The organism is Ruegeria sp. AB8 (assembly GCF_056542605.1).
In genome coordinates, this window is record NZ_JBQGAB010000010.1 from 58782 (window position 1) to 80805 (window position 22024).

The window sequence follows — 22024 nt, forward strand, 5'->3', positions numbered from 1 at the left end:
GAAGTGGGTAAGTCGAGCAGGACAAACCCCAAAGTGGCGGTATTGATGGGCGGCCCCTCGAAGGAACGCGAGGTCTCGCTCAGCAGCGGGCGCGAATGCGCAGCCGCCCTTAGGGAAGAAGGCTTTGAGGTGGTCGAACTGGACGCTGGTCCCGACCTTTACGCGCGTCTTCTGGATATCAAGCCTGATGTGGTTTTCAACGCCCTGCATGGCCGCTGGGGCGAGGATGGCTGTGTGCAGGGGATGCTCGAATGGATGCGTATCCCGTATACGCATTCCGGCGTTCTGGCTTCGGCCCTGGCCATGGACAAGCAGCGCAGCAAGGAAGCGTTCCGCGTCGAAGGCCTGCCCATCGCAGAAAGCATCATCGCCCCAAAGGATGAGGTCGAAGCCGACCACGTCATGCCTGCGCCTTATGTGGTCAAACCCAACAACGAAGGCTCCAGCGTCGGTATCTATCTGGTGCACGAAGGCACCAACGGTCCCCCGAAACTGTCCGACGACATGCCGGATCAGGTAATGGTCGAGCAATATGTGGCGGGGCGCGAACTGACCGTGACCGTGATGGGCGACCGTGCCCTGACCGTAACCGAGATCATGACCGAAGGCTGGTACGACTACGACGCCAAGTACAAGCCCGGTGGCTCGTCGCACGAACTGCCTGCCAAGATTCCGGCTGACATTTTCGACATGTGCATGGACTATGCCGTGCGCGCTCATAAGGTGTTGGGGTGCAAGGGCGTCAGCCGCACCGACTTCCGCTGGGACGATGCACGGGGCGCGGATGGTCTGTTCCTGCTGGAAACCAATACCCAGCCCGGCATGACGCCGACCTCGCTGGCGCCAGAACAGGGCGCGCATCTGGGCATGAGTTTCGGCCAGTTTTGCGCCTGGATGGTGGAGGACGCCTCATGCGACCGTTGACCGCCACCCGCGCACCCGTGATCCATCGCAGCAAGCCTCTGGCCGGGCCGGATGCCGATTTCGCCACTGCCGAGCCGACCCCTCAGGCCAAGCCGAAACTGCAACTGCGCGGCGCCCGGTTTTTTGGTCGCAACGCCCGCCGCTCCGATCCCGCGCCGTCGCGGCTCAGCTACCGGTTCCAGCGCTGGATGCTGACACCGGGCATCCGGCTGAGCGTTCGTCTGGGCCTGCCGGTTTGCGTTGTTGCGGCGGCGGTCGGGCTCTATTTCGCGTCCGAAGACCGGCGCGAAGCGCTCAGCGCCTATATCGCCGACATCAAGACCTCGGTTCAGGAGCGCCCCGAATTCATGGTCAACCTGATGGCCATCGATGGTGCGGGGCCGGGCCTGTCCGACGACATCCGCGAAGTCGTGCCGTTGGACTTCCCGATCAGTTCCTGGGATCTGGATGTCGAACAGATGCGCGACACCATAACCGGACTGGACCCGGTGAAATCGGCCACCGTCCGCATTCGCCCGGGCGGCATTCTTCAGGTCGATGTGGTCGAGCGTCAGCCGGTCATCGTCTGGCGCACGCGCGACGGGATCGAGTTGTTGGACGAAACCGGTGCCCATGTGGATCAGGTCGCCTCGCGCAAGGATCATGCGGATCTGCCGCTGATCGCGGGTCAGGGGGCGGATCAGCATGTCGGCGAAGCGCTGCGGATCCTGACCACAGCGCGCAGCCTTGGTGACCGCGTGCGCGGACTGGTACGCATCGGTGAACGCCGCTGGGACCTGGTCCTCGATCGTGGCCAGCGCATCATGCTGCCAACCGACCGCCCTGTTCGCGCGCTCGAGCGGGTATTGGCGGTAAACGAGGTACAGGACCTTCTGGAACGCGATGTGGCCGTGGTCGACATGCGCCTCGGTCAGCGTCCGACCATCCGAATGACCAAAGCCGCCAGCGAAGACTGGTGGAATACAAAAGTGACAACGAGTAGCGGGCAGTAGCGACAATGATGACCGATCTTTACCAGTCCCAGCGGGCCATGCGGCAGATGCGCAGGCAAGCCGTGCAAAGGGGCGTCATCGCCATTCTGGACGTGGGCAGTTCCAAGATCGCCTGTCTGGTGCTGCGATTTGACGGTACCGGCCGGCTGAGCGATGACAACAGCATCGGTTCATTGGCCGGGCAGACCGGGTTCCGTGTCATCGGCGCCGCGACGACCCGCTCGCGCGGAGTGCAGTTCGGCGAAGTCACTGCCATGCAGGAAACCGAACGCGCCATCCGCACTGCCTTGCAGGCGGCACAGAAGATGGCGGACATTCGCGTTGATCACGTCATCGCCAGTTTCTCGGGCGCGAACCCGCGCTCCTACGGTCTGGACGCTCAGGTCGATCTGGAAGGTCAGCTTGTGACCGAAGCCGAGGTCGGACGTGTGCTGAACGCCTGCGACGTGCCCGATTACGGGGCCGGGCGCGAGGTTCTGCATGCCCAGCCGGTGAACTTCGCGCTGGACAACCGGTCCGGCCTGATCGACCCGCGGGGACAAATGGGGCAGAGCCTTGCGGTCGATATGCACATGCTGACCGTTGATGCGGTGGCGATTCAGAACATCGTGCGGTGCATCAAACGTTGCGACCTGGAATTGGCGGGGATAGCGAATTCAGCCTATGTCTCGGGCATCTCGGCGCTGGTCGAGGACGAGCAGGAACTGGGCGCGGCCTGTATCGACATGGGCGGCGGCACCACCAGCGTGTCGATCTTCATGAAGAAACACATGATCTATGCCGATTGCGTGCGCATGGGTGGTGATCACGTGACCTCGGACATTTCCATGGGCCTCGGCGTTCCAGCGGCAGTGGCAGAGCGGATCAAGACTTTCAATGGCGGCGTGCATGCCACAGGGGCCGATGATCGCGATCTGATCGATATCGGTGGCGATACCGGCGACTGGGAACATGACCGTCGCACCGTCAGCCGTGCCGAACTGATCGGAATCATGCGCCCAAGGGTCGAGGAAATTCTCGAAGAGGTCCGCGTGCGACTGGACGCAGCCGGGTTCGAACACATGCCCAGCCAGCAGATCGTCCTGACCGGAGGCGGCAGCCAGATCATGGGGCTGGACGGCCTCGCCACCCGTATCCTGGGTCAGCGCGTCCGCCTTGGTCGCCCCTTGCGCGTTCACGGCCTGCCGCAATCGGCCACAGGGCCAAGTTTTTCATCTGCTGTCGGCCTCAGCCTGTTCGCCGCCCATCCGCAGGACGAATGGTGGGATTTCGAGATCCCGGTCGACACCTACGCGGCGCGCCCCTTCAAACGCGCCGTGCGCTGGTTCCGTGACAATTGGTAGATGGCTGCTTCGGGGGCTGATCGCCCCGTTGCTGTTGCCCGCCGGCGCGGTCGCTCAGACCGCCATCTCTCCCGACGCGTTTCTGGATGCGGTCATCGGCAAGACGGTCACGTTCTATGAGATCCGCAGCGGTCAGCTGGTCGGAACAGAGCAGTTTTTAAGTCGCAACACCTCGGTCTGGCGCGAGAATGGCCTGGGCTGCGTCTATGGTCAGATCACCACGCCAAACGGGCAGATCTGCTTCCTCTATGACAATGACACGGACGGGGTGCCAGTCTGTTGGTGGCCGTTTCTGCACCACGACCGGCTGCTGGTGCGCCTGGCCACCTTCATCGGCGGTGAAATTCAGGAGGTCCGCCGAATAAGCGAGGATAGCCTCAACTGTCCAAGTGTCCCTGTCAGTTGAAAAATCGGCTTGCGGTGCCCGAGAATATCCCTCAAGATATCCACAAGGCCCGACAGAGGCCCGGCGGCAGGACCCGAGCAGGTACCCGCAAAACAAGAACTGACCCCTCTGTGACGCATCTTCTGGCTGGCGGCACGAATTGCGTATGCCTTGTGGCGCCTTGCGTTCGCTCCGCAACATCTGGCGGATCGCGCGAAATACCGCCTCTGGCTGCCTTATTTCCTCCATATTTTGTGGATTCCTGCGATTTTTGACGTGACGTTTGTGGATATGACCGGTAGAATTAAAGGCGGATAGGTAAGAAAAACACCGCTTTGGCGGGTTATAAGAACAGGCGGACAGAGCATGACATTGAATCTTTCGATGCCCGGGCACGACGAACTGAAGCCTCGGATCACAGTATTTGGCGTGGGCGGTGCAGGCGGCAATGCCGTCAATAACATGATTGAAAAACAGCTGGACGGCGTCGATTTCGTGGTCGCCAACACAGACGCGCAGGCGCTGCAGCAAAGCCAGTCCTCGGCACGGGTGCAGCTGGGTGTGAAAGTCACCGAAGGCCTGGGCGCTGGGGCGCGTCCGACTGTTGGCGCAGCCGCCGCCGAAGAAAGCATCGAACAGATCGTCGATCATCTGGCTGGCGCGCATATGTGCTTCATCACTGCTGGAATGGGCGGTGGCACCGGGACAGGCGCGGCTCCGATCATCGCGCAGGCCGCGCGCGAGCTGGGTGTGCTGACCGTCGGTGTCGTAACCAAACCCTTCCAGTTCGAAGGTGCCAAGCGGATGCGTCAGGCCGAAGACGGTGTTGAGGCGCTGCAGAAGGTTGTCGATACGCTGATCATCATCCCGAACCAGAACCTGTTCCGTCTGGCCAATGAAAAGACGACCTTTACCGAGGCGTTCTCGATGGCTGACGACGTTCTGTATCAGGGGGTCAAAGGCGTGACCGACCTGATGGTCCGTCCGGGCCTGATCAACCTCGACTTTGCCGATGTTCGCGCCGTCATGGACGAGATGGGCAAAGCGATGATGGGGACCGGCGAGGCAACCGGTGAAGATCGCGCGGTACAGGCGGCCGAAAAGGCGATTGCCAACCCGCTGCTGGACGAAATCAGCCTCAAGGGTGCCAAGGGCGTGCTGATCAACATCACCGGTTCGCACGACCTGACCCTGTTCGAACTGGACGAAGCCGCCAACCGCATCCGCGAGGAAGTGGACCCCGAAGCCAACATCATCGTCGGGTCGACCCTCGATACCGCGATGGAAGGCGGCATGCGCGTGTCCGTCGTGGCCACCGGGATCGATGCAACCGACAAACAGGCCGAAATTCCGGTTGCGCGTCGTTCGATGTCGGCACCGCTGACCCGCACCGTTTCCGCGGAAGAGCAGGCGCAGGAAGAAGCGCAGACCGTTGCCGCAGAACAGCAGGCACCTACTGAGGTAAACCCCGAACCATCGCTGTTCGAAGCGGCTGACGAGCCGGTGCAGTCCCAGCCTCAGTTCCAGCCGCAGGCGGAACAGGATGATGATGACCTGCCGCCGCCCGCCTATCAGCCGCGCGTGGCCGAGTTTGAGCCGCAGCCCGAGGTTGCGGAACCTGCGCCGGAAAGCTTTGTCGCACCGCGCGCCGCTGCTGCCGGCACTCCGTCCCCCGAGGCCCTGCAGCGACTGCAGGCGGCGGTTCAGAATGTGCCATCGGCAAAACAGCGCATGGCGGCAAGCCGCGCGGACGTCGAAGAAGCAGCCCCCGCACAGCAGGCGGAAGCTCATGACCGGCCCCGTTTCGGCTTCAACAGGCTGATCGACCGCATGACCGGTCATGCGGCCGATACACCCGCTCAACCGGCCCGCCAACAGCCGGTCATGCGCCAGGCTGACGCCACGGCACCTGCCCATGAAGAGGCAGATCCGGATCAGGAACGTATCGAAATTCCGGCCTTCCTGCGCCGTCAGGCCAACTGATCGCGGTAACAAAATGATGACAAGGGGTCGCCATTTGGCGGCCCTTTTTCGTTTAAAATAAAGTGCTTATTGTAATGTAAGCAGGGTTTTGCCGATCTGTAACATCCATGTTTCAATCGGTTGCAAAGAGTGAATTGAGCCTTATCGCCGGCTTCCTTAACTGAGTGTCCAACACAGCCCAAGCAGGCTGGACATCACTCACTGAGGTCAGTTTTGCAACACACGCTCAAATCATCGGTCACGTTTACAGGCACAGGGCTGCACAGCGGCAAGCCTGCGACGATGGTCCTGAAGCCGGCAGCCGCCGGTCACGGCATCTGGTTCAAACGGACGGATATCGAATTGGGCAATGCGCTGATCCCGGCGATCTACGACATGGTGGACCGGACCCCGCTCTGCACCCGTCTGGTGAACGAGGCCGGAGTTTCCGTTTCAACCGTTGAACACATCATGGCGGCCCTTGCCGGTTGCGGCGTGCACAACGCGCTGGTCGAGATTGATGGCCCCGAAGTTCCGATCATGGACGGCTCGTCCATCGAATTCGTGCGCGGCATCATGGCCAAGGGCGTGCGCCGTCAGGCCAGCCCTGTTCTGGCCTACGAAGTGCTCAAACCGGTCACCGTCTCTCGCGAGGGCGCAAGCGCCTCGATCGCTCCGGCAAATGGGCTGATCATCGACTTCCACATCGATTTCGAAGATGACGCGATCGGCAACCAGACCAAGACGCTGGATATGCGCAACGGCTCGTTCGCGCGCGAACTCAGCGATTGCCGCACGTTCTGCCGCCGCACTGATGTCGAAGCCATGCGCGAAAACGGTCTGGCGCTGGGTGGTACGCTGGACAACGCAGTTGTTGTTCAAGGCACCGACGTTCTGACACCCGGCGGGTTCCGCCGCGCGGATGAGGCCGTGCGCCACAAGATGCTGGATGCCCTGGGCGACCTGTATCTGGCAGGCGGTCCGATTCTGGGCCACTTCACCGGCGACAAGTCCGGTCATTCGATGACCAACACGCTGCTGCGCAAGCTGTTCGAGACGCCCGGCGCCGTGCGCCCCGTGCTGTGCACCCCCGAACAGGCGGCCCGACTGCCCGGTCAGGGTCTGATCTGGGCGGAAATCCCCGAAGTCGCCTGATCTGGGCGGTCTGCGAGATGCCGCGGATCAACACTGGCGACATTTCCGACAGAGAGCGTTAAAGACGTTTTGCACCGGAATTTTCTATGCTAGACCATGGCACAATCCGGGTCAGAACCCGTTAAGCAAGACGACAAGGATGAGCGGAATGGTGGGCAGCAAAGCGGCAGTCAGGTTCGCAGGGGCGATTCTTCTGGCAGCAACTTTAGCAGCGTGCGGCAATGGCGGACTTTTCGGAAGAAGGGGCGCGGACCGCGACCAGAACCTGGAAGGCTTCACGCCGGAACAGATTTACACGCGCGGTGAATACGAACTGTCGCAGAACCGTTCTGACGATGCGGCGTGGTATTTCTCGGAAGTCGAGCGGCTCTATCCCTATTCTGACTGGGCCAAACGGTCGCTGATCATGCAGGCGTTCGCGTTCCATACCGACGAGAACTATGAAGAAAGCCGGGCCGCAGCTCAGCGGTATATCGATTTCTACCCCACGGACGAAGATGCCGCCTATGCCCAGTATCTGCTGGCGTTAAGCTACTATGACCAGATCGACGAAGTGGGCCGCGATCAGGGTCTGACCTTTCAGGCGCTGCAGGCGCTGCGCACGGTGATCGAGGTCTATCCGGACAGTGAATACGCCACCTCTGCGGTGCTGAAATTCGATCTCGCCTTCGACCATCTGGCTGGAAAAGAGATGGAGATCGGACGCTATTACCTGCGTCAGGATCATTTCGCCGCCGCCATCAACCGCTTCCGCGTCGTGGTCGAGGATTTTCAGACCACCTCGCACACCGCCGAAGCGCTGTATCGTCTGGTCGAGGCGTACCTGTCGCTGGGCCTGGTGGATGAGGCGCAGTCGGCCGGTGCGATCCTGGGCTACAACTACCAGTCTTCGGAATGGTACGACAGCGCTTATACCCTGCTGACTTCGCGCGGCCTCAAACTCAAGAGCCGTGGCAACAACTGGCTCAGCCAGGTTTACCGTCAATCGATCAAAGGGCAGTGGTTGTAATCGCCATGACCATAGGGTTGGGACAGTAGGACCCGATGCTACGCGCCCTTGATATTCGCGACATGCTGATCATCGACCGGCTGGAACTGACCTTCCAGCCGGGTCTCAATGCGCTGACCGGTGAAACCGGTGCGGGCAAGTCGATCCTGCTGGATTCGCTGGGCTTTGTTCTGGGCTGGCGCGGTCGCGCCGAACTGGTGCGGCAGGGGGCAGCACAGGGCGAAGTGCTGGCCGAATTCGAACTGTCCGCCGATCATCCCGCCCATGCAGTTTTGGCCGAAGCCGGGCTGCCCGCCGGCGAAGAACTGATCCTTCGCCGCGTCAACACGGCCGAGGGCCGCAAAACCGCCTGGGTCAATGACCGCCGCTGCTCGGGCGAGGTGCTGCGTGCGCTGTCCGAGACATTGATCGAACTGCACGGCCAGCACGATGACCGCGGCCTGCTGAACCCGCGCGGTCATCGTGTTCTGCTGGACGACTATGCCGGGGCAGGGAACCAGCTTAGCGCCGTTCGAGCGGCCTGGTCACAGATGTCCCGCGCCCGCAAGGCGCTGACCGAGACCGAAGGCACGCTGGCCGCAATGCGCGCCGAAGAAGAGTTTCTGCGCCATGCTGTGTCGGAACTGGATCAGCTTGATCCTCAGCCGGGTGAAGATGCCGAACTCGACGCCCGCCGCCGCATGATGCAGGGGGCCGAACGGATCCGCGACGACGTGGCCCGTGCCTTTGCCCTGTTGGGGGGCGAGAGCGCCGAAGGCGCTTTGGCCGACGCGGTGCGCTGGCTTGAAGGTGTGTCGGACCATGCCGGCGGCCAGCTTGAAGAGCCCATCGCCGCCCTCGGCCGCGCCATGATTGAACTGGGCGAAGCGCAGGATGGCGTCAACGCCTGCCTTCAGGCGCTGGATTTCGACCCGGCAGAACTGGAACAGACTGAAGAACGCCTGTTCGCCATCCGCGCGCTGGCCCGCAAACACGACGTCGCGCCGGACGATCTGGGCGCTTTCGCCGAAACCCTGCGTGAGCGTCTGAACCGGCTGGACGCCGGAGATGCCGACCTTGCCGACAGGCGTGCCGCTGTCGAGGCCGCGCAGGTCGCCTACGATGCCGCTGCAGCCCAGCTCAGCACCATGCGTCAGAATGCGGCCGGGCAACTCGACGCCGCCGTGATGGCCGAACTTGCACCGCTTAAAATGGAACGCGCGGTGTTTCGAACCGAAATCACACCAGCCGATCCCGGCCCCGAAGGCACCGATGCGGTGGCCTTCACCGTCGCCACCAATCCCGGCGCGCCCTCGGGACCGCTGAACAAGATCGCATCCGGCGGTGAACTCAGCCGCTTCCTGCTGGCGCTCAAGGTTTGCCTCAGCGGTGATGACAGCGCCCGCACAATGATCTTCGATGAAATCGACCGGGGTGTCGGCGGTGCCACTGCCGATGCGGTTGGCCGCCGTCTGGCCGCTCTGGCGCAGGGGGGGCAGGTGTTGGTCGTGACGCATTCGCCGCAGGTGGCCGCGCGGGCCGCGCATCACTGGCGTGTGCAGAAACAGGTTGCGGACGGGCAAACCCTGTCCACCGTCATCCCGCTGGCCGACCCGGATCGGGTGGATGAGATTGCCCGCATGGTCGCAGGCGACACCATAACGGACGAAGCCCGCGCCGCCGCACGCGCTTTGCTGCAGGCCTGAGACATATCTGCCGCTTTCCGGTTCTCAAACCGTCGCTATCCCACTTTTATAAGGACGCCCCGTGGCTTACTAATGAGGGAACGATGACCTCCGAGGGCAAATGACCCAGTCGACCCGCACCGTTCTGCGCAATCAGCTCAATCAGGCACTGGCCGCGATCAAGGATGCATGGCGGGTGATGCTCCGCCGGGGACCCAGCCAGATTCAGTTCTGGTTCATTGCCCTGGCCATCGGTATCGCGGCGGGTTTCATGGCGCTGGGATTCCGCAAGGCCATCGCCGCACTTCAGGCGTATATCTACAACACCGAAGATATCCTTCTGCTGCACAGCCATGTGGAAAAGCTGCCCTGGGTCCTGATCCTGATCACGCCGATCATCGGTGGCCTGGTTGTCGGTATCATCCTGCACATTTTCACCGATGACGGGCGTGTCCGGTCCGTAGCGGACGTGATGGAAGGTTCTGCCGTCACTGATGGGAGGGTCGAGATCAAGGCAGGGATCGCGTCTTTCCTCGCCTCGCTCATAACGCTCAGCTCTGGCGGCTCGACGGGCCGTGAAGGGCCGGTGGTTCACATGGCGGGCGTCATTTCAACATGGGTCAGCAACCGCATCCACGCGGACGGCATCACCGGTCGCGACCTGCTGGGCTGTGCCGTGGCCGCCGCCGTCTCAGCCAGCTTCAACGCCCCGATCGCAGGTGCGCTTTTTGCGCTCGAAGTGGTTCTGCGCCATTTCGCGGTCCATGCCTTCGCCCCTATCGTAATTGCCTCGGTCGCGGGGACAGTTATCAACCGTCTGGCCTATGGTGACGTCACCGAGTTTGTCCTGGAGACCCCCGGATCGCTGCAATTCTATGTGGAGTTGCCCGCGTTCCTGATCCTCGGGCTGATCTGTGGGTTCGTCTCTCTGCTGCTGATGCGCTCGATCTTCTTTGCCGAGGATATCGGCAACCACATTCAGACCCGCCTGTCTCTGCCGCGCTGGCTGCGGCCGGCGGTATCGGGGGCGATGCTGGGGCTGATGGCGATCTGGTTCCCGCATATCATCGGTGTCGGGTACGAGACCACGATCCGCGCCCTGACCGGCGACCTGCTGCTGACCACCGCAATCCTGTTTGCCGTTCTCAAGACCGTTGCGGTCGCCATTACCATGGGCGGCCGCATGGGTGGCGGTGTGTTCTCACCGTCGCTGATGATCGGCGCGCTGACCGGGCTGGCCTTTGGCCTGATCGCCACCGGCCTGCTGCCGGACGTATCGGGGACCCACACGCTCTATGCTTTTGCCGGAATGGGTGCCGTGGCCGCCGCAGTTCTGGGGGCACCCATCTCGACCACGCTGATCGTGTTCGAACTGACCGGAGACTGGCAGATCGGCCTTGCGGTGATGGTCTCGGTTTCGATGTCCACCGCGCTGGCTTCGCGCCTGGTGGACCGGTCCTTCTTCCTGACACAACTGGAGCGCCGCAATGTGCATCTGGCCGCGGGGCCGCAGGCCTACCTGCTGGCCATGTTGCGCGCTGGTGCCGTGATGCGCCCGCTCGGAGATCCGCGCTCGATCACCAGGGACGAGGCGCAGGAGTTGATTGAACAGGGCTTCTGCATTCAGGCCAGCGCCACGCTTGAGGCTGCGATGCCCTATTTCGACCGCGATGACATCCCCTGCATTCCGGTGGTTCTGATCGAAGAAAACGGTGTCGAAACCCCGGTCGGCGCGCTTTATCACATAGATGCGCTCAAGGCGTATAACCGCGCGCTGGCGGCGACAGCGGCCGAGGAGCATTCGTAGCGAGGCGGAAGCCGGTACGTTGCGCTGCGTCTTCTGAAACGGGAGCCGCTTAGCCGGTTGGCGCTTTCTTCGCTTCTTCCTTGATCACAGACCGGACCCAACGTGCCAGTTTCGACCGGTCGGTTGCAGCGGTCCAGTACATATGCTCTGCCATGCCCGTGTCAAAATCGAAAGGCCGCAGAGCAAGCCTGTCCCTGAAACGGTTGGCCATCCGTGAAGGCAACGCAGCCAGCAGGTCGGTGCCCACGATGATTTCGCCAAAGGATATCGCATCACTGCTGACGATCGAACGCCGCAGGCTGATGCCCTGTTCGGCGGCATAGCGAACCGTCGCCTGCTGCCAGCCGGGGCGCGGTTCGAAATGGACGAAATTCATCTCCTTGATGTCGTCCAGCCCCAGGACCTCTTTCTTTGCCAGCGGGTGTGACGGATCCATCATGCAGACATGCTGCTCGCAGTTCAGGTATTCTTCGCCGTAAATCCCGCTGTCCGACACTTTCTGCGGCCCGAGGTAGATATCGGCGCTGCCACTCAGCAACAAGTCGCTGGCAAGGCCGTAGTTATAGTTCAGGATCAGCCGGATCGCAGGTGCTTCGCGCCGGAGCCGCCGAACAACTTGCGGCAAAACAAGCAACGTTTCGTAACTGGTGATGTTGATCCGGATCTCTCCCTCGGACTGCTTCGGATCGAATGCCTCATCGTCGCGAAACTGCTCGGCTTCTTCCAACATGTGCTCCACCCGGTCCATGAGCCGGTGACAATGGTGCGTGGGTGCTATCCCCCCGCCTTGTTTGACGAACAGGGGATCCTGCGCTGCCTTTCTTACACGTTCGATCGTGTAACTGACCGAAGACGGGTTCATGCCCAACTCGGCTGCGGCCTTTGCGAATGAGCGGTGCGTGTACACCAGCTTCAGCGTACGAAGCGCCGCGAAATCGAGCGAGAGTATTTCTGGCGCTGTGGACATCGGAACCCTGTCTGAGTGTAATTGAAAATTTCAATGTATTGAAACGAATTGATCTGATTGTTCAATCTGACACATCCGGACATCCTTAGGCAAGCAGACCCGTCACGGGATGCATTGCAATTGACCGGAGGATGAACATGACTTTGAAAGTGATCGGAGCCGGATTTGGACGGACAGGAACGGAAAGCCTCAAGCGGGCGCTTGAAGCCCTTGGGCTCGGACCGACGCACCACATGTACGAGGTCATGGACAGCGAAACGCAGCGGGAACGCTGGCTCGCTTTCGCAAACGGGGCAACACCGGACTGGCCCTCGCTGTTTGAAGGATACAACAGCGCCGTGGACTGGCCATCAGCCGCCTACTGGCGCGAAACGATGGCCTTCTACCCGGATGCCAAAGTGGTGCTGACCCACCGGCCCGCCGAAGACTGGTGGAACAGTTTCACCAATACGATTCAGACAGCGCTGCTAACGGGCACGGATGTCGGCGGTCTGGGAACCAGCGTGATAACCGAAGGGGTTTTCGGCGGAAACATCCAGGACAAGGCACATGTTCTGTCTGTTTACGAGGACACGATCGCCAGTGTCCGAAACGAAGTGCCTGCGGAACGGCTTATCGAGCTGCCGCTTGGCTCCGGTTGGGATCCTTTGTGCAGGGGGCTGGGCTTGCCGGCACCCGACATCGACTATCCCAAAGGCAACACAAAGGCAGGGTTCCGGGCGGTCGCATAGCCCTCCCGAATAACCCAGGCCTTGGGAACCGGCGTACCCTTGACGCGAAATTGCTGATTTTCCGCAGACCCTGCGAAGACTTGGCCACAATACTCGCTTCTTGCCCTTGTGCCCCACCTGATGCAAACTTGGTCGCAGAGGAGGGATGTCTGTTTCTCCGTTTGGTCTGTTTGAAAGCGGACCAGAACGGTGCAGCTGCTTTGGGAGGAGTGTCATGACATCCAAGACTGCGGGTTCCACGCCACCGGACAATCTGACGCCGCCGCCGCAGGCCATGCCCAGGATCAACAAGGTCACTGCGGATGATATCACGGCGTCCCTGAAGGCCGGCTTTTCCGATTTTCTGGCCCGCCCCTTCATGAGTGGCTTTTTTGGCCTGTTCTATGCAGTCTTCGGCATCCTGTTTGTCTGGAGCCTGGTCTGGCTTGGCAAGATCTGGATGATCATTCCAGCGGTTGTTGGCTTCCCCCTGGTCGCGCCATTTGCTGCCGCCGGGCTGTATGAGATGTCCCGCCGGATGCAGAACGACGAGAGTTTCGGCTGGTCTGAAATCCTCACCGTCATGGCCAACCAGCGCAAGCGCGAAATGGGCTGGATGGCCTTTGTCACCCTGTTCATTTTCTGGGTGTGGATTTATCAGGTCCGGCTTTGGCTGGCGATCATCCTACAGAATGCATCTTTCTCGGATTTCGACGGGTTTCTGAACACCGTGTTCTTCACACCGCAGGGCTGGACTTTCCTGGCCGTTGGCACCTGCGTCGGCGCATTTCTGTCGGCTGCCTTGTTCTCGGTGACCGTCATCGCCATGCCCATGCTGCTTGACCGGGAAACCAATTTCGTCTCTGCCATGATCACGTCCATTCGCGTCGTCACGAAAAATCCGTTGGTCATGCTTGGCTGGGCGGCGATCATCTCGGTCACTATGCTGTTGTCGCTTGTCCCGGCGTTTCTGGGACTGATCTTCACCCTGCCGATCCTTGGCCACACAACATGGCATCTCTATCAGCGGGCCATGCAACCCGCCGAGGGGTGATCCGGCCTGCCATCACTTGGCGCAACTGTCGGCTTCGACTGACTTCTCAACACCGGATGGTTCTACAACTGTTCGACCTTCACCGAATCCAGCGGATAGAACGCCAGATAGCCTTTGATTTCGGCCACCGCCGGGATCGGGTCTTCATAGCTCCACGCGGCGTTTTCGGTTGTCGAGGATTTGTTGACGATCGAGAAATGCGTGGCGTCGCCTTTGTGCGGGCAGTGGGTGACTTTATCCGTCTGGTCCAGAAAGGCCATCGCGACATCTGAGCGTGGGAAATAGATCACCGGATCCAGATTGCCTTCAAGCAACTCCAGCGCACCCGTGGTTTCGCCCAGAATCGCGCCACCTGACCGGACGCTCCATTTTCCGGGCGCCTTGCGGATTGTTATGTGGTCGGTCATGTCTGCTCCTTCTATTGTCGCGTCAGGGCCTTTCCTCTGCCCAGTCTATGTAACAGCCGGATGTCACACCGGCGCGGTTGCGGCATCCAACCACAGTTGCGCGTCATGGCCCAGCCTTGGCCTGATTTTTTCCGCAACTTCGCGGTGATACTCGTTCAGCCATGCCCGTTCCTGCGGGGACAACATGTCGGCGACGATCAACCGGCGGTCAATGGGCACAAAGGTCAGCGTACGCCAGTTCAGCATCGCCCGTTCGGTATCACCACCGGGCAGCGAGGGGGCTTTGTCCACAACCACCAGATTCTCGATCCGGATACCAAAGGCACCTTCCCGGTAGTACCCCGGCTCATTTGACAGGATCATACCGGGTTCCAGCGCAACATGGCTGACCTTCGACAGGCGCTGCGGGCCTTCGTGCACGCTCAGATAGGCACCGACGCCGTGGCCCACGCCGTGGTTGAAATCCTGCCCCGCGGACCACAGCGGCGCGCGCGCCACACATTCGATGTCGCGCCCGGACAGCCCGACGGGCCAGCGCAGCATGGACATGGCAATCATGCCTTTCAACACGCGCGTGAAGCAGGCGCTTTCCTCGTCACCGGCGGTGCCGATCGCAACGGTTCGGGTGATGTCCGTGGTGCCGTCCAGATATTGCCCTCCGCTGTCCAGAACCAGAATATGGCCATCCTTCAACAGGCTGTCTGTCTCGGTCGTCACCCGGTAATGCATGATTGCGCCGTTTGGCCCGGTGCCCGCAATGGTGTCGAACGAGATATCCCGCAGTGCCGCGTCCTGCCGTCGGTTTTCCTCCAGCCGGGTGACGACCTGTGTTTCGGTCAGGCTGCCTGGGGGCTGCGCGTCCAGCCAGCACAGCGTTTCGATCACCGCGACTGCATCGCGCAGATGCGCCTCGGCGCTGCCCGCGATTTCCGCAGCGTTCTTGCACGCTTTGGGCAGGGCGCAGGGGTCGCCCCCCTCGGCCATCCTGTCGCCCAGAGCGTCCGCAACAATCTGCGGCAATGTCGCCGGATCGACCTGCACCGAACCAGCCAGCCCGCTTATGGCCTGCAAAAACGCATCCGGTTCGTGCTGGCGCACCCGAGGCCCCAAATGATCGGCAACACCGGACAGCTTTTTGGCGGCCATGAACAGGTCCACTCCGCCATCGGCATGCAGAATCGCAAACCCGTGCGCCACCGGGTTGTACCCGATATCCGATCCCCGGATGTTCAGCAGCCACATGATGGAGTCCGGCAGCGTGATCACCGCAGCCGCATGTCCTGCTTTTTTCAGCGCTTCGGCCAGGCGGCTGATCTTGCTTTCGGCGGATTCACCCGCGAATTCAATCGGGTGCGCGCTAACCGGGTTCATCGGTGGCGCAGGCTGGTCCGCCCAGATCCGGTCCACCAGGTTCGGACAGCGGACCAGTTCGATACCGCTGCCCTGCAGATCCTTCTGGGAGCTCGTGATCTGACCCACAGCATGCAGCCAGGGGTCAAACCCGACCTTGCCGCCCTGTGGCAGCTGTTCTTTCAGCCAGGCGGCCAACCCGATATCGGGCCAGGGAACCGGAGTATACACATCCGCGACCTGCGCCTTGACCTGCGTGCGATAGCGCCCGTCGATGAATACACCCGCCACGTCTGTCAGCGCGGCACAAAACCCGGCCGATCCGGTGAACCCGGTCAACCAGGCCAGACGCTCATCGCGCGGCGCTACATATTCCCCCTGATGCGCATCTGCGCGGGGAACCAGAAATCCGTCCAGCCCTTCCTGAGCCATCTCACTGCGCAAGGCCGCCAGCCTGGGCGGCCCCTGTTCCGGGCGGGCGGTCACTTCGAATGTCTGGAACATGGGGGCCTCTTGCTTATGTCTTGGTGCGGCGAAAAGTGGGGCGCGCGGCGGCAAATGTCCAGCACATCGCGACGACACTATTCGGTTGCGCCCAGAAAGCCTTTCAGCGTCTCGATATAAGAGTCGTAAACGTCGTTTCCGGGCAGAGGAATGTGATTGGCGGTTTCCAGAATGACAAGCGAAGCGTCGGGAATACCGGCTGCCAGTTTTCGCGCCTCGGACAAGGGGTGGACGGCGCTGTTGCGCCCATGCAGGACCAACGTCGGGCATTGCACTTGCGGCAAAAGATGCAGAACCGAGGCGGTGTTTCCGCTGTCGCGCTGATACAGTTTCTGCTCGACGGAATAGAGCGTCTGCATCTCGTTCACAATTTCGCGCACGGTTTCCAAAGGTCCCTCGGGAAAGTAGCTCAGTAGCGAGCCAACCGCATAACCGCTCCCGGGGTCTTTCCAGCCTTCGATGATCAGGTTGCGGATCGAATCCGGCCCCGCCACACCTTCACGATGATCGCGCCCTTCTGCCCAGCCGCCAACAATCGCCAGCCTGCTGACGCGCTCGGGATATTTCGTGGCGAATTGCAGGGCCGAGAATACGCCGCCGAATTCCGAGACAATGGCAAACCGGTCAAATCCTGCGGCCTGCGTCACCGCCAGAATGTCTTCGGCAACCCCTTCGTAATTGGCCCGGCAGGGGTCGCCCCAATGGGACTGGTGGCTTTTGTTGTAACGCAACATCGTGAACTCAGCGTCCATCGCTTCAAGGTAGGTCCGCTCAGAAGCCAGCCGCCCCTCTGCCTCCAGATCATAAACGATGGAACCGACCCTCAGAACCGGAGGGCCTTCTCCGGACATGGCAAAGGCAATCGCCTGACCGTCATGTCCCCGGGCATATCTTAGCCGCTGGGTTCGATGTTCGCCGTTTTGTGCAGGCTGTGAATCACGGCTGACTTCAGCCGCCATCTGCAGGCCACGCCGCACAATTGTCCGGATGATCCGTTGCGTCTTGCCATCATCGCCTACTGCCTTGCGTGCTGCAGCGATGCGGGCGCTTATGGTCGATTCCGAGACAAACCGACCATGCCAGACCCGCTCGATAATCTCTTCGCGTGCAACCAGCTTGCCGGGGCTTTCAACCAGTAACTCCAGCAGATCAAAGACCTGAGGTTCAACCGGAACCGCTTCGCCCCCGCGCAACAGCACGTGGCGGTCAACGTCCAGAATACAATCTGCAAACTCATAGCGCATGGGCTGAATACACTCCGTTTCGATTGGGGCCACAAGGTTCAATGGCCTTCCCAAAGGTTTCTCGGGGGTTTCTCAGGATTGTCTTCAAGCGAGAGGGCAGCGCCGTTGCCAAATTAGAGGCAACAAACAGGAGCTTCAGATGATGCCACCCTTCGATATCGCGTTATTGCACCACAAGGCCGTTCGCCACAGGCACAATAATACCCAGCCCCGAATTGCTCCGACTACCGGATCGTCAATCTGGGGCTGGTTGCTTAGGATGCTATGCCGCCCGGCAGGGCGACGTCAACGGATCTAGCTGGCCCGCTTCATTCCCATGACCCGCGCCCGCGCCCGCGGGTCGCTGTCGAACAGAGCTGCCAACTGCTCGGTCATCGCACCCGCCAGTTGCTCGACATCGGTGATCGTGACCGCACGGTCGTAATAGCGGGTCACGTCGTGACCGATACCGATCGCCAGCAGTTCGACCATCTTGCGCTTTTCGACCATCGCGATCACGTCGCGCAGGTGTTTTTCCAGATAATTCGCAGGGTTAACGCTCAGAGTTGAATCATCAACCGGCGCACCATCCGAGATCACCATCAAAATCTTGCGCTGCTCTCGCCGCGCCAGCATCCGGCGATGCGCCCATTCCAGCGCCTCGCCGTCGATGTTTTCTTTCAACAGACCTTCTTTCATCATCAGACCCAGATTGGGCCGCGCGCGACGCCACGGGGCATCCGCACCCTTGTAGATGATATGGCGAAGATCGTTCAGGCGCCCCGGCTGCTGCGGGCGTCCATCGTTCAGCCACGCCTCACGCGCCTGACCGCCTTTCCATGCCCGTGTGGTAAAGCCCAGAATCTCGACCTTGACGTTGCAGCGCTCCAGCGTCCGCGCCAGAACATCCGCACAGATCGCCGCGATCGAGATCGGACGCCCGCGCATCGAGCCCGAGTTGTCCAAAAGCAGCGTCACCACGGTGTCGCGGAACTCGGTATCCTTCTCGACCTTGAAGCTCAGCGGTGTTGTTGGGTTCGCCACGACACGTGCCAGACGGCCTGCGTCCAGAATGCCTTCCTCGCGGTCAAACTCCCAGGACCGGTTCTGCTGCGCCTGCAACCGACGCTGCAGCTTGTTGGCCAGACGCGATACCGCCCCTTTCAACGGCTCCAGCTGCTGATCCAGATAGGCCCGCAGCCGCTCCAGTTCGGCGGGTTCCGCCAGATCCTCGGCGGCGATCTCCTCGTCATGGGTGCTCAGGTAAACCTTGTAGTCGGGATCCGCTTCAGACGCGGGCGGCGGGGCAGGCGGCTCCAGCGGGGCCTCGCCATCGGGCATCTCGGCCTCTTCGCCCATCTCATCCTCGGCCATCTCGTCCATCGAGACCTGCGCCTGAGACTGATCCTGCTGCTCTTCCTGCGTCTGTTCGGGGGTGGCGTCGGCGTCCTGCTCGTCCTGATCGTCCTGCCCGGTGCTGTCGGGGTCGGGCTGTTCCTCGGCGTCGTCTTCGGCCTGATCTTCCTGCTCGTCGTCCAGCTCGTCCGGGTCCTCGCCCAGCTGGTCGCCATAGCCCAGATCCTTGATCATCTGACGGGCAAACCTTGCGAATTCCGCCTGGTCCGACAGAACCTCTTCAAGGTTCTCCAGCACGCCACCCGCCTGTTCCTCGATGAACCCGCGCCACAGGTTCATGATGTTCTCGGCTGCCGGCGGCAGATCCCGCCCGGTCGCCAGATGCCGGATCAGATAGCCCGCGGCCACCGCAAGCGGCGCATCTGCAGGCTGTTTGCACTGGTCATATCCGCGCCGGATCGCCTCGTGGCTGATCTTGACATCGATATTGCTGGCAGTCCCGGGCATGTCCCGTGCGCCCATCGCTTCACAACGGGCAACTTCCATCGCCTCATAAAGATCCCGCGCCATATCACCCGGAGGGGCATAACGCGCATGGGTCGCATCGTCATGATACCGCCGCTGCAGCGCCAGAGCATCCGCCGTGCCGCGTGCCAGCAACACCTCCTCGCGAGTCATGCGGCGAGAGACCTGCGGCAACCGCATCGATTCACCGGACAGGCCCGACGGGTCGACCGTATAGCTCACCGAAAGCTCGGGATCGTCGGCCATCACCTTGGTGGCCTCGGCCAAGGCCTTCTTGAAAGGATCGGCGGGGTTATCGTTCTTCTGTGCCATGTCCTTAAGCCCTCATCAAAGTGACCAGCCCGGCCTGGAAAACATTAACGGATCCGCCTTCATCTGGCCAAAAATATCCCCGCCGGAGGCATTGCGCCCGAAACGGGCGCAATTCAGGTGCTTACCCCAGGCTCGCACTCGCCGCGCTCTCGGGCAGTTCCTCGTCGAAACAGCGCTGATAGAACTCGGCCACGGTCTGGCGCTCCAACTCATCGCACTTGTTCAGAAACGACAGGCGGAAGGCGTAACCCACATTGCGGAAAATCTCTGCGTTCTGGGCCCAATTGATCACGGTCCGCGGGCTCATCACCGTGGACAGATCGCCATTCATGAAGGCCGTCCGGGTAAGGTCAGCAACGGTCACCATCTGGCTGACGGTCTTGCGGCCCTCGGCGGTGTTGTAGTGCGGTGCCTTTGATAGCACGATCATCGTTTCGGCATCATGGCTCAGGTAGTTCAGAGTCGAAACCAGCGACCAGCGGTCCATTTGCGCCTGGTTGATCTGTTGCGTGCCGTGATAAAGGCCGGTGGTATCGCCCAGACCCACGGTGTTGGCGGTCGCGAACAGGCGGAAGTTCGGGTTCGGCGTGATGATCTCGTTCTGGTCCAGCAGGGTCAGCTTGCCGTCATGCTCCAGCACACGCTGGATCACGAACATCACGTCGGCACGGCCCGCATCATATTCGTCGAACACGATGGCAACAGGGTTGCGCAGGGCCCAGGGCAGGATACCTTCGTGGAATTCGGTCACCTGTTTGCCGTCGCGCAGCTTGATCGCGTCCTTGCCGATCAGGTCGATCCGGCTGATGTGGCTGTCCAGGTTCACACGTACGGCAGGCCAGTTCAGACGCGCGGCGACCTGTTCGATATGGGTCGATTTCCCGGTGCCGTGATAACCTTGGATCATCACGCGGCGATTGTGCGAAAAGCCCGCCAGGATTGCCAGCGTGGTTTCGGGGTCGAACTTGTAGGTCGGGTCGATCACCGGAACGCGGTCGCTGCGCTCGGCGAACCCCTTGACCGCCATGTTGCTGTCAATTCCAAATACGTCACGGACCGAGATGTCTTCGGTTGGTTTTGCGTTGATATCGATCGATCCGTCAGCCATGCGCCTTGTCCTTATCCTTTGCCCCGCTCTCCGGGTTTGAACCCGTGTGTGGTGCAACATATTGCGGACAAGGGCAAGGGAAAGCCGACCGTTCATTTGGCTGGCCGGATGTTTCTTTGAAACTGACCATAAATCGTGGGTATCACAATCCGGTGGCCCGTAGCCGGCGGGCCTTTCAACCTATTACAGGTGCAGGCGAGGCTCGAACAGGTTTCGTTCGACAAGTTGGAAAATGACCACATCGGGCTGCAGGCGAGCGATCTGTTCCGCCATGTCTCGATCTAAAAGATCCTGCCATTGTACCTTGTGAACGATCCGGAACGTGCTGCGATAAAGCGCGATGTTCGCCTCGCAGAATGAATCGCAGATTAGCAATGCGGTGCCGGGATTTATGGCGGCAGGCGCAAATGTCGTCTCAAAACCCCCTCCGTCGCCCGCTTCTGCCGTACAGATGTCAGGTACGTTTCCGATGAACGGAGTTGCACCTGCGCAGACCACCAAATTCTCAAATCCGATTGCATAATCCGTTTCATGGCGGTGGCCCAGCAAATCCCGAACTTTAAGCAGATTGGCCAGATCACCTGATGTATATTCCAGTACCTCTGCCGCGTAGACAATCGGATCATAGTCGGGCCCAAGTGCCTCCAAAGTCGCTTCATATCCTCGTGCGGCCCCCAAGTTTGTCCAATGGGTATCGGTTTTCAGGTAGGCCTGAGCGGTGGCCTTCAGTCCCGTCATCAGGGTGCGCAAATCCAGCAGCGGCAGATTTTGTTCACGCGCGGCCTCAATAAACATGTCCGTGCCGTTAATGTCCGCTGGTGCCACTTCGGGCGGCAGAAATTCCGGATAGATCGTATGCTTGTTCGGCGCGATCACAAGCAGGAAATCCGAACCCCGCGCCTGCAGCCAGTCCGAGAACTGCCGCAGATGATCCGCCCAGCCCGCAACATCCCTGGCATCGGGCATCTTCCGGCCCGACGTTCTGTCGAGCACACGATTGTGACCGTTGCCCAGAAACAGATAGCCCGACTGCCCGATCACCACCTGATCGGTGTCCAGTGAGACGCCGCAGCAGGACCACAACCCCAGCGCCAGCATGCCTTCGGCATTGTTCACGGACCATAATGCGCGCGGGTCTTCCGGCACAATCGGCCCGTCCTGCACCTGCAGGCGCGCCAGCAGAGTGGTGACGGGCAGAAACAGGAACACAACCGCCGCGATGGCGCTGACCAGAAGGAAACGATTGCGGTACATCATCCGGCCTGTT

General features: G+C 61.0%; 18 protein-coding genes. 11 read left to right on the plus strand and 7 right to left on the minus strand.

Annotation, left to right across the window (positions count from 1 at the left end):
- Positions 1-3: 3 nt before the first annotated feature.
- From ACR0CG_RS12075 to ACR0CG_RS12115, 9 genes are all read left to right on the plus strand, one after another.
- Positions 4-924, plus strand: coding sequence for a D-alanine--D-alanine ligase (locus ACR0CG_RS12075; protein ID WP_480525132.1), 921 nt, complete (start codon positions 4-6; stop codon positions 922-924).
- A complete protein-coding gene (locus ACR0CG_RS12080; protein WP_170619697.1) occupies positions 912-1916 on the plus strand; it encodes a cell division protein FtsQ/DivIB in 1005 nt (334 codons plus the stop codon). Before ACR0CG_RS12075 ends, ACR0CG_RS12080 begins: the two co-directional genes overlap by 13 nt.
- Before the next feature lie 8 nt (positions 1917-1924).
- Positions 1925-3259 carry a cell division protein FtsA gene (gene ftsA, locus ACR0CG_RS12085; protein ID WP_480525284.1) on the plus strand — a complete coding sequence of 445 codons (1335 nt, stop codon included), beginning with the start codon at positions 1925-1927 and terminating at the stop codon, positions 3257-3259.
- Complete coding sequence (locus tag ACR0CG_RS12090; RefSeq protein ID WP_480525134.1) at positions 3246-3665, plus strand: hypothetical protein; 420 nt, start codon at positions 3246-3248, stop codon at positions 3663-3665. The genes ftsA and ACR0CG_RS12090 overlap by 14 nt, the downstream gene beginning before the upstream one ends.
- A 345-nt stretch (positions 3666-4010) precedes the next feature.
- Positions 4011-5627: a cell division protein FtsZ gene (ftsZ, locus tag ACR0CG_RS12095; protein WP_480525136.1), complete on the plus strand. Its 1617-nt coding sequence runs from the start codon at positions 4011-4013 to the stop codon at positions 5625-5627.
- A gap of 213 nt (positions 5628-5840) precedes the next feature.
- Positions 5841-6761, plus strand: coding sequence for a UDP-3-O-acyl-N-acetylglucosamine deacetylase (gene lpxC / locus ACR0CG_RS12100; protein WP_170806597.1), 921 nt, complete (start codon positions 5841-5843; stop codon positions 6759-6761).
- A gap of 148 nt (positions 6762-6909) precedes the next feature.
- Positions 6910-7770: an outer membrane protein assembly factor BamD gene (locus tag ACR0CG_RS12105; protein ID WP_170615252.1), complete on the plus strand. Its 861-nt coding sequence runs from the start codon at positions 6910-6912 to the stop codon at positions 7768-7770.
- A gap of 35 nt (positions 7771-7805) precedes the next feature.
- Positions 7806-9455 carry a DNA repair protein RecN gene (recN, locus tag ACR0CG_RS12110; RefSeq protein ID WP_480525138.1) on the plus strand — a complete coding sequence of 550 codons (1650 nt, stop codon included), beginning with the start codon at positions 7806-7808 and terminating at the stop codon, positions 9453-9455.
- 100 nt (positions 9456-9555) lie between these two features.
- Complete coding sequence (locus ACR0CG_RS12115) at positions 9556-11241, plus strand: chloride channel protein (RefSeq protein WP_480525140.1); 1686 nt, start codon at positions 9556-9558, stop codon at positions 11239-11241.
- 49 nt (positions 11242-11290) lie between these two features.
- Here ACR0CG_RS12115 and ACR0CG_RS12120 read toward each other — a convergent pair whose 3' ends face one another.
- Positions 11291-12208, minus strand: a complete 918-nt coding sequence (locus tag ACR0CG_RS12120; RefSeq protein ID WP_480525142.1) for a LysR family transcriptional regulator — start codon at positions 12206-12208, stop codon at positions 11291-11293.
- Positions 12209-12345: 137 nt separating this feature from the next.
- Between ACR0CG_RS12120 and ACR0CG_RS12125 the strand changes: the two genes are divergently transcribed.
- The gene (locus tag ACR0CG_RS12125; protein WP_480525144.1) at positions 12346-12939 is read left to right on the plus strand and encodes a sulfotransferase family protein; all 594 of its coding nucleotides are present in this window, start codon (positions 12346-12348) and stop codon (positions 12937-12939) included.
- A 214-nt stretch (positions 12940-13153) separates the two neighbouring features.
- Complete coding sequence (locus ACR0CG_RS12130) at positions 13154-13972, plus strand: DUF2189 domain-containing protein (RefSeq protein WP_480525146.1); 819 nt, start codon at positions 13154-13156, stop codon at positions 13970-13972.
- A gap of 62 nt (positions 13973-14034) precedes the next feature.
- Here ACR0CG_RS12130 and ACR0CG_RS12135 read toward each other — a convergent pair whose 3' ends face one another.
- The 6 genes from ACR0CG_RS12135 to ACR0CG_RS12160 form a co-directional block, all read right to left on the minus strand.
- Entirely contained in the window at positions 14035-14379 is a 345-nt protein-coding gene (locus tag ACR0CG_RS12135) for a DUF427 domain-containing protein (RefSeq protein ID WP_480525148.1), read from the minus strand.
- 63 nt (positions 14380-14442) lie between these two features.
- A complete protein-coding gene (locus tag ACR0CG_RS12140; protein ID WP_480525150.1) occupies positions 14443-16233 on the minus strand; it encodes an aminopeptidase P family protein in 1791 nt (596 codons plus the stop codon).
- A gap of 77 nt (positions 16234-16310) precedes the next feature.
- The gene (locus tag ACR0CG_RS12145; protein WP_480525152.1) at positions 16311-17477 is read right to left on the minus strand and encodes an alpha/beta hydrolase; all 1167 of its coding nucleotides are present in this window, start codon (positions 17475-17477) and stop codon (positions 16311-16313) included.
- 294 nt (positions 17478-17771) lie between these two features.
- Complete coding sequence (cobT, locus tag ACR0CG_RS12150; RefSeq protein ID WP_170615270.1) at positions 17772-19649, minus strand: cobaltochelatase subunit CobT; 1878 nt, start codon at positions 19647-19649, stop codon at positions 17772-17774.
- 121 nt (positions 19650-19770) lie between these two features.
- Positions 19771-20757, minus strand: coding sequence for a cobaltochelatase subunit CobS (cobS, locus tag ACR0CG_RS12155; RefSeq protein WP_170615271.1), 987 nt, complete (start codon positions 20755-20757; stop codon positions 19771-19773).
- A 183-nt stretch (positions 20758-20940) separates the two neighbouring features.
- The gene (locus tag ACR0CG_RS12160) at positions 20941-22014 is read right to left on the minus strand and encodes an alginate O-acetyltransferase AlgX-related protein (RefSeq protein WP_480525155.1); all 1074 of its coding nucleotides are present in this window, start codon (positions 22012-22014) and stop codon (positions 20941-20943) included.
- Between the last annotated feature and the right edge of the window lie 10 nt (positions 22015-22024).